General features: G+C 67.7%; 16 protein-coding genes and 1 pseudogene. 8 read left to right on the top strand and 9 right to left on the bottom strand.

What is annotated here, in order from left to right; genetic code table 11:
• Positions 1–683: acyl-CoA thioesterase II (locus tag Q0W90_RS18085; protein WP_297775558.1), on the bottom strand; the 683-nt coding region annotated here is incomplete at its 3' end.
• Positions 684–815: 132 nt separating this feature from the next.
• Between Q0W90_RS18085 and Q0W90_RS18080 the strand changes: the two are divergent.
• From Q0W90_RS18080 to Q0W90_RS18065, 4 genes and pseudogenes are all read left to right on the top strand, one after another.
• Positions 816–1,293: pseudogene (locus Q0W90_RS18080) on the top strand (SRPBCC family protein).
• A 72-nt stretch (positions 1,294–1,365) separates the two neighbouring features.
• Positions 1,366–2,184: an SMP-30/gluconolactonase/LRE family protein gene (locus Q0W90_RS18075; RefSeq protein ID WP_297775555.1), complete on the top strand. Its 819-nt coding sequence runs from the start codon at positions 1,366–1,368 to the stop codon at positions 2,182–2,184.
• 19 nt (positions 2,185–2,203) lie between these two features.
• Complete coding sequence (locus tag Q0W90_RS18070) at positions 2,204–3,037, top strand: thioesterase family protein (protein WP_297593383.1); 834 nt, start codon at positions 2,204–2,206, stop codon at positions 3,035–3,037.
• A gap of 15 nt (positions 3,038–3,052) precedes the next feature.
• Positions 3,053–3,601, top strand: coding sequence for a TetR/AcrR family transcriptional regulator (locus Q0W90_RS18065; RefSeq protein ID WP_297593385.1), 549 nt, complete (start codon positions 3,053–3,055; stop codon positions 3,599–3,601).
• A gap of 78 nt (positions 3,602–3,679) precedes the next feature.
• On the opposite strand, the gene Q0W90_RS18060 is transcribed toward Q0W90_RS18065, so the two are convergent.
• From Q0W90_RS18060 to Q0W90_RS18050, 3 genes are read right to left on the bottom strand one after another with little or no spacing between them, the layout of a single operon-like run.
• The gene (locus Q0W90_RS18060) at positions 3,680–5,020 is read right to left on the bottom strand and encodes an FAD-binding oxidoreductase (RefSeq protein ID WP_297775552.1); all 1,341 of its coding nucleotides are present in this window, start codon (positions 5,018–5,020) and stop codon (positions 3,680–3,682) included.
• Positions 5,021–5,041: 21 nt separating this feature from the next.
• Positions 5,042–5,782, bottom strand: a complete 741-nt coding sequence (locus Q0W90_RS18055) for a glucose 1-dehydrogenase (protein WP_297593457.1) — start codon at positions 5,780–5,782, stop codon at positions 5,042–5,044.
• A 27-nt stretch (positions 5,783–5,809) separates the two neighbouring features.
• Entirely contained in the window at positions 5,810–6,910 is a 1,101-nt protein-coding gene (locus tag Q0W90_RS18050) for a diacylglycerol kinase (protein ID WP_297775549.1), read from the bottom strand.
• Positions 6,911–7,021: 111 nt separating this feature from the next.
• Here Q0W90_RS18050 and Q0W90_RS18045 point away from each other — a divergent pair, with 111 nt between their 5' ends.
• Positions 7,022–7,921 (top strand): alpha/beta fold hydrolase, encoded by a 900-nt coding sequence (locus tag Q0W90_RS18045; RefSeq protein WP_297593390.1) that lies wholly within the window; start codon positions 7,022–7,024, stop codon positions 7,919–7,921.
• On the opposite strand, the gene Q0W90_RS18040 is transcribed toward Q0W90_RS18045, so the two are convergent.
• Positions 7,918–8,553 carry a TetR/AcrR family transcriptional regulator gene (locus Q0W90_RS18040; RefSeq protein WP_297593396.1) on the bottom strand — a complete coding sequence of 212 codons (636 nt, stop codon included), beginning with the start codon at positions 8,551–8,553 and terminating at the stop codon, positions 7,918–7,920. The two genes, Q0W90_RS18045 and Q0W90_RS18040, sit on opposite strands and share 4 nt — an antisense overlap.
• Positions 8,554–8,710: 157 nt before the next feature.
• Between Q0W90_RS18040 and Q0W90_RS18035 the strand changes: the two genes are divergently transcribed.
• Positions 8,711–8,836 (top strand): hypothetical protein, encoded by a 126-nt coding sequence (locus Q0W90_RS18035; protein ID WP_297593398.1) that lies wholly within the window; start codon positions 8,711–8,713, stop codon positions 8,834–8,836.
• A gap of 93 nt (positions 8,837–8,929) precedes the next feature.
• Here Q0W90_RS18035 and Q0W90_RS18030 read toward each other — a convergent pair whose 3' ends face one another.
• The 4 genes from Q0W90_RS18030 to Q0W90_RS18015 all read right to left on the bottom strand — a co-directional run bounded on the left by Q0W90_RS18030 (position 8,930) and on the right by Q0W90_RS18015 (position 12,502).
• Positions 8,930–10,354 carry an NAD(P)(+) transhydrogenase (Re/Si-specific) subunit beta gene (locus tag Q0W90_RS18030; RefSeq protein WP_297593400.1) on the bottom strand — a complete coding sequence of 475 codons (1,425 nt, stop codon included), beginning with the start codon at positions 10,352–10,354 and terminating at the stop codon, positions 8,930–8,932.
• Positions 10,351–10,680: an NAD(P) transhydrogenase subunit alpha gene (locus Q0W90_RS18025; RefSeq protein ID WP_293041880.1), complete on the bottom strand. Its 330-nt coding sequence runs from the start codon at positions 10,678–10,680 to the stop codon at positions 10,351–10,353. Before Q0W90_RS18025 ends, Q0W90_RS18030 begins: the two co-directional genes overlap by 4 nt.
• A 10-nt stretch (positions 10,681–10,690) precedes the next feature.
• A complete protein-coding gene (locus Q0W90_RS18020; RefSeq protein ID WP_297775545.1) occupies positions 10,691–11,794 on the bottom strand; it encodes a Re/Si-specific NAD(P)(+) transhydrogenase subunit alpha in 1,104 nt (367 codons plus the stop codon).
• Positions 11,795–12,040: 246 nt separating this feature from the next.
• A complete protein-coding gene (locus Q0W90_RS18015) occupies positions 12,041–12,502 on the bottom strand; it encodes a nuclear transport factor 2 family protein (RefSeq protein ID WP_297593404.1) in 462 nt (153 codons plus the stop codon).
• Positions 12,503–12,621: 119 nt separating this feature from the next.
• Here Q0W90_RS18015 and Q0W90_RS18010 point away from each other — a divergent pair, with 119 nt between their 5' ends.
• Positions 12,622–13,842 (top strand): acyl-CoA dehydrogenase family protein, encoded by a 1,221-nt coding sequence (locus tag Q0W90_RS18010; RefSeq protein ID WP_297775563.1) that lies wholly within the window; start codon positions 12,622–12,624, stop codon positions 13,840–13,842.
• The coding region (locus Q0W90_RS18005; RefSeq protein WP_297775560.1) for a tyrosine-protein phosphatase at positions 13,835–14,011 on the top strand (177 nt) is incomplete at its 3' end. The genes Q0W90_RS18010 and Q0W90_RS18005, both read left to right, overlap by 8 nt.

Below are 14,011 nucleotides of genomic sequence, written 5' to 3'. Positions count from 1 at the left end.
CTCATCGGTGCGGTGGACACGGTCAGGTGCGCCTGGGCGGTGCCGATGCCTTCGTGCGCGCGCATGGTGGTGGAGATCCCCAGGTGGCCGGTGAAGTACGCCAGCAGCGCCTTAGCCAGGTCGTCGCGGGTCGGGATCGGGTCGTAGCGCAGCCACGCGTAGAGCTCCGGCGGGCCGACCTCATCAGGGCTGTTGACGTCGACGACGTCCACCAGGCGCAGCTCGCGCCCGACCATCGGCATCGGGGAGTGGTGCGCGTCGGCCGGCGCGGCCACGTCGGGACGCGGCAAGTGGTGACGGATGACATCGGCGGTCGGGACATCGGCCAGCACCGTGATGCTCAGGCAGCGCCGGCCGTTCTGATGCACGGCGACGACGGCGGTGGCGGTGGACCGGCCTTCGGCGACGACGTCGAGGGCCAGCTCGATCGGCGGACCGACGGTCACGGCACGGGAGAACACCGCGTGCGCCGAGCGCACCGACTTGTCCGGGAATCGTTTGGCCACCGCGACAATCGCCTGGGCGAGCACCTGGGTGCCCTCCACCACCTGTCGTTCGTCGCCGCCGGCGATCCCGGTGTCACCGGTGAACCGGTCCTGCCCGTCGGGCCGCACGTCAAACAGATCCAGCAGGCCCTGCACCGTCCACTCGGTCTGCTCGGATTCCTCGGAAGCTTTCGTCAAATCCGCTCCACCTCTCGCACCAACAGCACTCGGCTCAGCGTGACACTTTGAGTAGGATTTGTAAAGCTTGGCTAACAAGACGGCGGCCCAGCGGATGAACCCACCAGCGGAACACACAGGGAGGCAACACCATTGGGCATCGTGACCACCACCTCAGAGACCGCGTTCACGCAATCCGCCGAGACCGTGTACGACTTCGTGACCAACCCGGCCAACTCCGACGATGACCTACCCCGGCAGCGCGCAGATCGGCGGCTTGCCGGAGCTGCCCCTCAAGGTCGGCGATACCTGGGAGGAAGCCGGACCCGACGGCAACCGGATCTTCAGCTGGCAGCTGGCCGCCGCCGTGCGCCTGACGCTTTTCGTCTTCACCTCGATCGGCCGCCTGGGCCATGATCGCGACGGGAACGGCGGGATGGAGGGCCGGATCACCGTGTCCTACCACTTCACCAGGCCGGGCCAGGACGTCACGCTGTTCTCCCGGACCATGACGATCGAGGCGTACAAGCACGCGCCCCTACCCGACCAGCTCATCGTCGCGGCCAACCCGGCGAGGATCGACACCTACCACGAGGCCGTCGCGACCGAACTCGCCCGATCGGCAGATTGACACCGGCACCCGCGGTGCATGACACTTTTTCGGTGTTTTGTAAAGCGGAAGGTTGGCCAAAGGCATGAGCGGATGATCCCCGAGCCGCTGGCCAACGGGTTCTGCTTCGGCGAGGGACCGCGCTGGTTCGAGGGCCTGCTGTGGTTCTCCGACATGCTAGGCGAAGCGGTCCACACCTCGACCATGGGTGGGGCGCTGACCACGCTGCCGCTGCCAGGGCACTCGCCGTCGGGTCTGGGTTTCCGTCCCGACGGGTCACTGCTGATCGCTTCGACGGAGGACCGGCAGGTGCTGCGCTACGACGGCGAAACCGTCGTCACCATCGCCGATCTCGCCGATGTGGCACCGGCCAGCCTCGGTGACATGGTCATCGACGACGTGGGCCGGGCCTACATCGGATGCCAGGCGCTGCGCGGTGGCGTCATCATCCGTCTCGACCCCGACGGCAGCCCCACCGTCGTGGCCGAGGACCTCGACTTCCCCAACGGAATGGCGATCACCCCGGACCGCGGGACGCTGATCGTTGCCGAATCGACGGGCCGGCGGCTGAGCGCGTTTTCCATCGGTGATGACGGCGGGCTGACCGACCGGCGGATCTTCGCCGAGGGGCTGGACGGCCCGCCCGACGGCATCGCGCTCGACGCCGAAGGTGGCGTGTGGGCGTCGATGACGCTGGCCCATCAGTTCGAGCGGATCGTGGCCGGCGGCGACGTGACCGACCGCATCGACATGGGCGACCGGGTGGCCATCGCCTGCGCCCTCGGCGGCCCGCAACGCCGCACGCTGTTCCTGTTGTCGAGCACGGAAGCCTATCCCCAGCGCCTGGTCGGCACCCGGCTTTCCCGGCTGGACGCGGTCACGGTGACCACCCCCGGCGCCGGCCTGCCCTGACACTCCGAAGAGGTTGACGATGACCGACGCCTACTACGAACTGATCGACCCGGCCGGCGACAAGGCCGACGCGCCGGGCGAGAAGTTCCGGGCGACCGACCTGGCGCGCGGCACCTGGTCGGCGGCGATCCAGCACGGCGGTCCGGTGTCGGCGCTGTTGGTCCGGGCGCTCGAGCGGTGCGAACAGCGCGACGACACGCGCCTGTCCCGGGTCGTCATCGACCTGCTGGGCGGGGTGCCGGCCGAGGGCGACCTGTGGGTGCGCTCCCAGGTGCAACGCCCCGGCAAGCAGATCGAACTGGTCAGCGCCGAGATGCTGGCCCCGGGCCCCGACGGCGCCGCCCGGCCGGTGGCGCGGGCCAGCGGCTGGCGGTTGCAGCACCAGGACACGCGGGAGCTGGCGCACGCGGCGGCTCCCCTACCCCGTCCGAGAACCGAGGCCTACGACCGCAACCTCAAGGCGAAGGACTGGGACCGCAACTACGTGCACAGCCTCCAGTGGCTGTGGCTGACCGAGCCGCTGAGCGAAGGCCCCGGCGAATCGTGGATCAACCCGACCGTCGATCTGGTCAACGGCGAATCCATGACCCAGCTGGAACGGCTGTTCGCGGTGGCCGACTGCGCCAACGGCATCGGCAGCAAGCTGGACATCACCAAGTGGACGTTCCTCAACACCGATCTGGCGGTACACGTGTTTCGTGTCCCCGACGGTGATTGGATCGGGATCAGGGCGGAGACCAGTTACGGGCCGGACGGGATCGGGACGACGATCGGCACATTGTTCGACGAGCAGGGCGCGGTCGGCGCCATCCAACAGTCGGTGCTGGTGCGCCGGCGCCCCGGTCGGGCTTAACGTGGAGGCGAAATCATGAGCCAACCGGCGCGGGCGACGACGATCGCCGACACTGACACCTCGACCCGTCAGCGCATCCTGGCGGCCACCGCCGAGGTGCTCGGCCGCAACGGCAAAACCAAGCTCAGCCTGTCCGACGTGGCCACCCAGGCGGGCGTATCCCGGCCGACGCTGTACCGCTGGTTCGCGTCCAAAGAGGAGTTGCTGTCGGCGTTTTCGGCCTACGAGCGACAGATCTTCGAAAGTGGCCTGGTGAAGGCCACGGCCGGCCTCAAGGGTGTGGAGAAGCTCGACGCCGTGCTGCGGTTCATCGTCGAATACCAGCATTCGTACTCCGGGGTGCGCATGGTCGACGTTGAACCCGAGCACACGATCGCCCAGTTCTCCTGGGTTATCCCGCAGATGCGCGAGGGCCTGCAACGGCACCTACCCGGACCCAACTCCGCGGTGAAGGCGGCGACGGTGATCCGGATCGCGATCTCGCACTACATCGTGCGCAGCGACGACGCCGAACAGTTCCTGGCGCAGCTGCGGCACGCGGTCGGCATCAAGGGCAGCGGCTAGTTCATTCCGCGAAACTGTATTCCACGACGCGTTTCCCGAGAGGACCCGTCGTGGAATACAGTTTCGCGGCGGAATAAGTCAGTCGAACAACACCGCGGCGTTGAGATAGCCGGTCGGGTCCAGCGCGGCCTTGAGCGTCCGCATCGCGGCGATGTCGGCGGGCTCGCGTGACATGCCGAGGTAGGGCCGCTTGCGGCTGCCGACGCCGTGCTCGGAGCTGACATTGCCGCCCGATCGCGCGATGAGGTCCATCATCGGCTCGTAGAGGTGCTGCTCTTGTTCGCCCGGGCAACGCAACACGTTCAGGTGCAGGTTGCCCTCGCCGATATGCCCGAACAGCACCGGCAGCGCCCCGGGAGCGTGGGTGCTAACCAAATCGACGGCGTGGCTTTCGAATTCGCCGATCGCCGACAACGGCAGCGACACGTCGAACTTCAGCGGCGGCCCGTACACACCGAGCACCTCGGCGATTGATTCGCGCACCTGCCACAACCGTTGCTGCGCGGCAAGATCCACGCCCACCGCCGGTTCGCCGCACATGGGCACGTTCTCGAGCAGGGCGGCGAGGCGCTCGGTCTGGTCATGATCGGCGGCCAACTCCACCAGCAGCAGCCAGTCCCCGCTGACCGGGGCTCCCACGCCGCGATGCTCGCCGGTCAGCGCGGCGGCCCGGCCGTCGATCAATTCCAGGGCCGCGATGCCGTCCACGTCGCGAAAGATTCGGCCGGCGGCCACCAGCGCCCGCAGGTCGGCGAACCCGCAGATGGCCGTCACCCGGTGCGGGGGGATGGCGTGCAGCCGCAGGTCCAGCCCGGTGATGACGCCGAGCGTGCCCTCGGCGCCCACGAACAGCGCCGGAAGGTCGTAGCCGGTGTTGTCGCGGCGCACCCGGCTGTGCCGGCGCAGCAGCGAGCCGTCGGGCAACGCGACCTGCACGCCGATCACCTGCTCGCCCATGTTGCCGTACCGGACGGTGCGCAGGCCGCCCGCGTTGGTCGACGCCATGCCGCCGACGGTCGCAGTGTCGCGGGCGGACAGGTCCACGCCGAAAACCAGACCGGCCGCGGCCGCGGCCTGTTGCACTGCGGCCAGAGTGGCTCCGGCACCGACCTCGATGCGGCTCTCGACGGTGTCGACGTCCCCGATGGCGTGCAGCCGTTCGGTGGACAACAACACGTCGTCGTGTTCGGGGACGGTGCCGGCCACCAGCGAGGTCCGGCCGCCCTGCACCGTCACATGCGCGCCTGCGTCGCGGCACACCCGCAGCACCTCGGCGACCTGCTCGGCCGAGCCCGGTCGCACGAGCGCGCTCGCCCGCCCGCGGTAACGGCCGGTGTGGTCGACGCTGCGCGCCGCCAGCACGTCGGGGTCGGTGACGACGTGGTTCGGCCCGACCAGGTTCGCCAGACTGCGCAGCATGCTCGCGGTTATAGCACCGCCCTAGAACTGCTTGTGCGGCACGTCGGTGACCAGACCGCCGTCCATAATGAACTCGCTGCCGGTGGAGTAGGACGACTCGTCGCTGGCCAGGAACAGGATGAAGGTCGACACCTCCCGCGACTCGGCCGGGCGGCCGAGCGGAATGGTGACCATGTCGTCGGGCAGGTGTTTGGTCATCGGGGTGCGGATGAAGCCGGGGTGCACGGAGTTGACGCGAATGTTGTGCGGCGCCAACTCCAACGCCGCGGACTTGGCCAGGCCGCGCACCGCCCACTTGGAGGCGACGTACGGGTGCACCATCGGCGCGCCGCGCAGGCCTTCGATGGACGACACGTTGATGATCGAGCCGCCCCCGGCCGCGATCATCGGCTCGACGGCCACCCGCATACCCAGGAACGTCCCCGTCAGGTTGACGTCAATCACCTTCTGCCACTTGGCCAGATCGAAGCTCTTGAGTGGGCCGAGCGCAACGGTCCCGGCGTTGTTGACCAACACGTTGAGCTTGCCGAATTCGCCGACCGCGGTCTCGACCGCGGCGTCCCACTGGTCGGGCTGGGTGACGTCGAGGTGCACGTAGCGCACCGCATCACCGATTTCGGCGGCCACCGCCTTACCCTCGTCGTCGAGGATGTCGCCGATCACCACCTTGGCGCCCTCGGACGCCAGCAACCGCGCGTGCTCGGCACCCATTCCGCGCGCACCGCCACTGATGAGCGCAACTTTGCCGTCTACCCGTCCCACGTCTCCCACAGGGGGGCTCCTTTCGATTTAAGTGGTCACCAAAGTGCTTGGTGCGTAAAGGCCTTTTCCGGTGACCAGCGGCAGGTCAAGCGTGGTCCGGATGCCGGGCGGCGCCGCGATCACCGCCGGGATGGCGTTGACGACGCGGCCCGCGGCACCGGCGATCGCAGCGTGGTTGTGGTCGCCCTTGCGGCTGCTCGGAATGATGTCGACCGCATAGGAGGGCTCGCCGGTGATCTCGACGCGGTAGGAGCCGTCGCCCGCGGCGGGCTGGGGCAGGTCGGGCCGCAGGTCGGGCCGCAAGCGGGTGACGTGCTCGATGACGATGGCGGGATGGCCCTTGACCATGCCGCGGATCTCGAACTGCAGCACGGCCACGGTGCCCTTGGCGACGCGGCCGACCGCGATGTCGAAATCCTCGGGTGCGGGCTCGCGCTGGTAGGACTCGGTGATCTCGTCGACCTCGATGCCCAGGCCGGCGGCCAGCTGACGGATGGCGCTTCCCCAGGCGATGCCGAGGATTCCTGGCTGCAGCAGCATCGGGATTTCGTCCATGGGCTTGGCGAATCCCATGTAGTCCATGACCTCGGTCCCGCTGTACGACGCGTAGTCGTGAATCTCCATGCAGCGCACCTGTTCGATGCGCTGACAGGTCCCGGCGAGCGCGAACGGGATCAGGTCGTTGGCGAACCCCGGGTCGACGCCGCTGATGAATATACTCGAATTACCTTGCTGGGCAGCGTCTTCCACGCGGGTGATGTACTTATCGGGCATCACGCCCCACGGGAACTGCAGCAGCCCCGGCGAGGACCCGACGACGTTGATGCCGGCGGCCAAGATGCGCATGACATCGGCCATCGCCTCGGGCAGCCGGGTGTCGCCCATTGCGCAGTAGACGACGCACTCGGGCTTGGCGGCGATGATGGCGTCCAGGTCAGCGACGGCCGCGACGCCGGTGACCACACCGGTGTCCAGGCCGACGCCGCACAGCTCCCCGGCGTCCTTACCCACCTTTTCCGGGGTGGAGACGCACACCCCGGTCAGTTCGAACTGCGGGTTGGTGATCAGTTCGGCCAGGGCCAGCCCACCGACATTGCCGGTACCGACGTGCGCGACGCGGATCGCCATGAGAATCTCCGTCCGTTGAGCGCTCAAAACTTTTCTAGACACTAGTCCATTAATTTGGGTGCGCATACCTGCCGGACTGCTCGTGAGCCGTGGGGGCAGAATCAACCGCTGATGGCACCACGCGAAGACCTTCGGTTCCCGTCCGGTGACGACCTGATCAGCGCCTGGCTCTACCGCCCGCCGGGCAGCGGGCCCGCGCCACTGCTGGTGATGGCGCACGGCCTGGGCGCGGTGCGCAGCATGCGGCTGGACGCCTACGCCGAACGCTTCAGCGCGGCCGGCTATGCCTGCCTGGTGTTCGACTACCGCAACTTCGGCGACAGCGCGGGCCGGCCGCGTCAGGTCCTCGACGTCGGCATGCAGCTTGCCGACTGGGCCGCCGCCGTCGACTACGCCCGCACTATCCCAGCTGTCGACCCCGACCGGATCGGGTTGTGGGGCACCTCTTTTGGCGGCGGGCATGTGATCGCCACCGCAGCGCGGCTGCCGGGCATCGCCGCGGCCGTGGCCCAGTGCCCCTTCACTGACGGCATCGCGTCGGCGCGCGCCGTCACCAACCCGTTGATCACTGCGCGCATCAGCGCGCGGGCCGTGCGCGACGTGCTCGCAAGCCGGCTGGGCAGGCCACCGGTGATGGTCGCCACGGCGGGCCGGCCCGGCGAGGTCGCGTTGATGAACACGCCCGACGCGTATGCGGGCTACCTGCGGCTGGTGCCCGACGGGGTTGACTTACGCAACGAGGTCGCCGCACGAATCGCGTTGCAGGTCTTCACGTATCGCCCGGGACGCCTGACGCCGAAGATCTCCTGCCCGATCCTGTTCTGCGTCTGCGAGGCCGACTCGGTGGCTCCCGCGGCGGCGACGCTGCGCCACGCGGCGAAAGCGCCCCGCGGTGAGGTCAAGCTGTATCCCGAGGGTCATTTCGCGATCTACGTCGACGACGCGTTCGAGCGTGCGGTCGCCGACCAGCTCGGCTTCCTCGACAAGCACCTGAAAGGTGCGCGCTCCTAAGGTCCGAGCGGCGATGTCGTGCGGATCGCCTCGTCGCGGATCAGTCCGCGCAGCAGCGCGGTGCTGAACTCGGCGGCGATCTCCTTGGCCGAGCGTCGTCCGCTGGGCCGCAGCCAGCGGTAGCTGCCCAGCGTCATGCCGATGTAGCCCAGCGCCAGCACGTGCGAGTCGCACTGGTAGAACTCGCCGCTGGCGATCCCGCGGTCGATCAGGCCGTGCACGTGGTGGTAGACCTGCGCTTCCTTCTCGCGCACCTCGGCGACCTGCTCGCTGGTGAACCACTCGGTGATGTAGGGCTGCTCCTGGAAGTACACCGCGGCGCGCTCGGGATCGCTGGCGATTCCGGTGAGCAACCGGACGGTGTACTGGTAGAGCGCCTCGCGTGCCGTCCAGGACGGGTCGTCGTGCACGGCGGCCAACGTGCCCTCGGCGGCCTGCCGGTAGATGTCGAACAGAATCAGCGACTTGCTGGCGTAATAGTGATAGACCGTCGCCTTGTTCAGTCCGATCACGTCGGCCACATCATCCATTCGGGTGCCGTGATAGCCGCGCGCCGCGAACAGCTTGGTGGCGACGGCCAGCAGCTCTTCGCGGCGCGTTTGCCCATTGGGTGTGATGCTGTCGGCGGGCATCTGTTCTCACTCTCGTCGGTCCGGGCAGGCCAAGCCCGGTTCGGCCAAGAATAACTATCAATCAACTGGTTGGACAGTTTATGCAAAAGCGCCGGGTGTCGCGTCGACGGCCATGCGACTAGACTGCTCATCGAACGCGATTCGAGAGGTGGGACCGATGGATCCGAGCCCGGATTACGACGCAAGCGACGAGATCGAGTTCTTCATGCGGTACTTCACCTGGGGTTTGCGCGGCGTCACCGACGGCAACGGATACCCGCCGCAGGCCTACCCGCCCGTGTAAAATCCCCAGCGCACAGACTGCCCCCGGCTTACCCGGGTTGCTCGGCACTTCCCCACCCCGCCCACCCCGTTTCGTGAGCTGCGGCGTCGCCAGCTACAACGCTTTGAGTTCCTCGGCGACCTCGGTCACCGATTTCTTCGCGTCGCCGAACAGCATGCTGGTGCCCTCGCCGTAGAACAGCGGGTTGTCGATGCCCGCGAACCCGGAGTTCATCGACCGCTTCAGCACGATCACCGACCTGGCCTTGTCGACGTTGAGGATCGGCATGCCGTAAATCGGGCTGGACGCGTCGTTGCGGGCCGCCGGGTTGGTGACGTCGTTGGCGCCGATGACGATCGCGACGTCGGTGCGCGCGAACTCGTCGTTGATGTCGTCCATGTCCTTCATGGCGTCGTAGTCGACTTCGGCCTCGGCCAGCAACACGTTCATGTGTCCGGGCATGCGGCCGGCGACCGGGTGGATCGCGTACTTCACCGTCACGCCCTTGTCCTCCAGCAGCGCGGCCATGTCCTTGACGGCGTGCTGCGCCTGCGCGACGGCCAGGCCGTAGCCGGGCACCACGATCACCTGGTTGGCGTAGGCCATCTGGATCGCCGCGTCGGCCGCCGAGGTGGCCTTGACGTGCTTGTCGCCACCGCCGTCGCCGCTGGGGGCGATCCCGCCCCCGCCGAAGCCGCCGGCGACGATCGCCGGGATCGAGCGGTTCATCGCCTTGGCCATCAGGTTGGTCAGGATCGAGCCGGACGCACCGACGATCATGCCCGCCACGATCATCGCGGTGTTGTTCAGCGCCAAACCGGCGGCCGCGGCCGACAATCCGGTCATCGCGTTGAGCAGCGAGATGACCACCGGCATGTCCGCGCCGCCGATGGGCAGCACCACCATCAGGCCCAGCACGCCTGCCGCGGCGAGCAGCCCGATCATCCACCACAGCGACGCTCCGCCGGCGCCGGGATGGGCGTGCACGCCGATCACCACCGCGGCGACGACCGCGGCGGCGAGCAGCAGCAGGTTGACCGGCTGCTGGGCCCTGCCGAACCCGATCGGCGAGCCCGAGATGATCTCCTGCAGCTTGCCGAACGCGATGATCGACCCCCAGAACGAGATCGACCCGATGATCGCGGCGAACAACGACGCCACCACGATGTGCACGGTCGGCGACTCACCATGCCGGAAGGCCGAAAACCCGTTGGTCTCAATGAATTCCGACAGCGCGATCAGCGCGACCGTGCCACCGCCGACGCCGTTGAAGAACGCCACCAGCTGCGGCATCGCCGTCATCTTGGTGTAGCGCGCCGGCGGGACACCAAGGACCACCCCCACCACCAGGCCGGCGATGATCAGCACCCATTGGTCGGTGTGGCGGATCTTGATCAGCGTCGCAACCACCGCCAGCGCCATTCCCACCGCGGCGATCAGGTTGCCCCGCACCGCCGTTTTAGGGCCGGTCAGGCCCATCAAGCCGTAGATGAAGAGGCCGAAAGAAATGATGTAGAGGCCGATCACCAAGTAGTTCATTTGGCCGCCGGCTCCTCGCTGTTGGCAGTTACCGGTTTCTTCTTGCCCTTGAACATGCCCAGCATCCGGTCGGTGACGATGAACCCGCCGATGACGTTCAGGGTGCCGAACACCACCGCGACGAACAGGATGATCTGCAGCGCCAGCGAGGGGTGCTCAACCGAGCCGAACACCACCAGCGCGCCCAGCACCACGATGCCGTGAATGGCGTTGGTGCCCGACATCAGCGGTGTGTGCAGCGTGTTGGGCACCTTGGAAATGACCGCGAACCCGACGAATCCGGAAAGCACCAGGATCGCCAGATTGGCCAATAGCTCGTCGTACATGTAGGCGTCCTTACTTCCCTCGTTCGCGCGTCACGCACGATTCGGCGACGACCTCGTCGTCGAAATCGGGCGTCAGCTTTCCGTCGGTGACCAACAAGTCCAGTAGCGCGGTGATGTTCTTGCTGTAGAGCTCGCTGGCGTGCTCGGGCATGCTCGCCGGCAGGTTCAACGGCGACGCGATCGTGACGTCGTGCTTGACGACCGTCTTCCCGGGTTCGGTGAGCTCGCAGTTGCCGCCGGTCTCACCGGCCAGGTCCACCACCACGCTGCCGGGCTTCATCGCCTCCACGGCCGCGGCGGTCACCAGCCGCGGCGCCGGGCGGCCCGGAACCAGCGCGGTGGTGATGACGACGTCGAAACCGCTGATGGCCTTCTCCAACGCCCGCTGCTGCTGCGCGCGCTCCTCGTCGGTCAGCTCACGGGCATATCCGCCCTCGCCGGCCGCTGTGATTGTTTCTGAGATACCGAGGTCGAGCCACTGCGCGCCCACCGAGCGCACTTGGTCGGCGACTTCGGGCCGCACGTCGTAACCGGTGGTGCGCGCGCCGAGCCGTTTGGCCGTCGCCAGCGCCTGCAACCCGGCCACGCCGACTCCGAGCACCAGCACCGTGGCCGGCTTCACCGTTCCGGCCGCCGTCGTCAGCATGGGGAAGAACCGGGTCGATTCCGAGGCCGCCAGCAACACGGCCTTGTAGCCGGCCACGTTGCCCTGCGACGACAGCGCATCCATCGCCTGGGCCCGCGAGATCCGCGGGATGGCCTCCAGTGCGAACGCCTGCACACCCGCCTTTTTCAGCGCCTCGATCGAGTTGTCGGCGTTGCGTGGCGCCAAGAATCCGATCAGCGTCTGACCGCTGCGTAACTTGGCGACCTCGGCCTGGGTCGGCGGCGCGACCTTGACCACGACCTCGGCGGCCCACGCGTCGCCGATGGTGGCGCCGGCCTCGGTGTAGAGCGCGTCGGGCAGCAACGCCCGCTCACCCGCACCGGACTCGACCACGACCGCCACGCCGCTGCCCACCAGCGTCGCCACCGCCTTCGGCACCAGCGCGACCCGCCGCTCGTCGGCCCCGGACTCGGAGACCACTCCTACCGTCGTCTGCGCATCTGTCATGGCGCGTGCATCTACTTTCCGTACTTTTCCGTACTGTCCTTGCCCGATGGGCGTGGCGCCGGCTCGGCCGCGCGCTTCGCTACCTTAACCAGGTTTCACCATGGATGGGTGATCGCCCACAGCGGGATACCCCGGCCGCCGGCGATCGGTTCCGGGTCGATGGTTCGCCGCGGCAACGCGATGCAGTAGCGCCCGCCGCGTTGTGACGTCACAAGAGCGCGTTGTTGCGCCCGCCTGTCGGAGGGGCTACCAGAGCGGGATGTCGTGGCCGTGTTCGGACGACGGGCGCGGGCCGAAGTAGCGTCGCCGCGACTCGTCGATCGGCACGTCGTTGATGCTGGCTTCGCGGCGCGCCATCAGTCCCGACTCGGTGAACTCCCAGAGCTCGTTGCCGTAGCTGCGATACCACTGGCCGGACTGATCGTGGCATTCGTATTGGAACCGCACGGCGATGCGGTTGTCGTGAAAGTCCCAAAGAACCTTGCGCAGCGCGTAATCGAGTTCGCGCTGCCACTTGCGGGTCAAAAACGCCACGATCTCGTCGCGGCCCACGACGTGCTCGCTCCGGTTTCGCCACTGCGAATCGACCGTGTAGGCCAGGCTGACGCGCTCGGGATCGCGGGTGTTCCAGGCGTCCTCCGCCGCCTGGACCTTCTGGATCGCGGTCTCCCGCGTGAACGGCGGGAACGGGGGGCGGGATTCGGTCACACCCATATCCTGCGCGAGCAGACACAGAATCGCACTAATCCGCGCTGCAGCACGCGATTTTACGTCTGCTCGCGCCGTCCAATAGCACGTGTCCTATCGTGACGGGCATGGACTTCGCGATGTCGGCCAAGGCCAGCGACTATCACAAGCGGCTTTCCGATTTCATGACCGAGCACGTGTTCCCGGCCGAGGCCGACTACGACAAGTACCGTCACGAAGCCGGCCCGCGTGACCACACCGTTCCCCCGGTCATCGAGGAACTCAAAGCCAAGGCCAAGGAGCGCGGCCTGTGGAACCTTTTCCTGCCGGCCGAGTCGGGGTTGACCAACCTGGAATACGCCCCGCTGGCCGAGCTGACCGGCTGGAGCCTGGAGCTCGCCCCCGAGGCGGTCAACTGTGCGGCACCCGACACCGGGAACATGGAAACCCTGCACCTGTTCGCCACCGAGGAGCAGCGCAAGCAGTGGCTGGAGCCGTTGCTGGCCGGCGAGATCCGCAGCGCCTTTTCGATGACCGAACCGGCGGTCGCCAGCAGCGACGCCCGTAACATCCAGACGTCCATCGTTCGCGACGGCGGCGACTACGTGATCAGCGGGCGTAAGTGGTGGACCTCGGGCGCGGCCGACCCGCGCTGCAAGATCCTTATCGTGATGGGCCGCACCAACCCCGAAGCGGCCAGTCACCAGCAGCAGTCGATGGTGCTGGTGCCGATGGACACTCCTGGCGTGACGGTGGTGCGCTCGACGTCGGTGTTCGGCTGGCAGGACCAGCACGGGCACTGCGAGATCATCTACGACAACGTCCGGGTGCCGGCCACCAACCTGCTCGGCGAGGAAGGCGGCGGCTTCGCGATCGCTCAGGCCCGGCTCGGCCCTGGCCGGATCCACCACTGCATGCGGGCGCTCGGCGGGGCCGAACGCGCGCTGGCGCTGATGGTGCACCGCGCAAACAACCGCATCGCGTTCGGCCGTCCGCTGGCGGACCAAGGTTTGGTACAGCAAGCGATTGCCAAGTCGCGCAACGAAATCGACCAAGCCAGGCTGCTCTGCGAAAAGGCGGCGTGGACTATCGACCAGCATGGCAACAAGGCCGCCCACCTGTTGGTCTCCCAGATTAAGGCGGTGGCGCCGCAGGTGGCGTGCGATGTCATCGACCGTGCGATCCAGGTACACGGCGCCGCCGGCGTCAGCGACGACACGGTGCTGGCCCGGCTGTACGGCTGGCACCGCGCCATGCGGATCTTCGACGGGCCCGACGAGGTGCACATGCGCACCATCGCGCGCACCGAGATCGGCGGCGAGCAGTCCCCGTTCGCCGCAGCGGTGACCCCGAATGACTGAGGTGCTGCGAGAACTGTCGGGTGCGTGGAACTTTCGCGACGTCGCCGACGGCGCGCCGGCGATTCGGCCGGGGCGGCTGTTCCGCTCCGGTGAGCTGAGCCGGCTCGACGACGGAGGCCGCGCCACGCTGAGCGAATTGGGCATCACCGACGTCGCCGACCTGCGCGCG

Source organism: Mycobacterium sp., assembly GCF_025933915.1.
In the GTDB taxonomy this organism is placed as follows: Bacteria; Actinomycetota; Actinomycetes; order Mycobacteriales; family Mycobacteriaceae; genus Mycobacterium.
The sequence above is the reverse complement of the archived record's forward strand: the minus strand, read 5'-3'. Positions and strand labels throughout refer to the sequence as shown.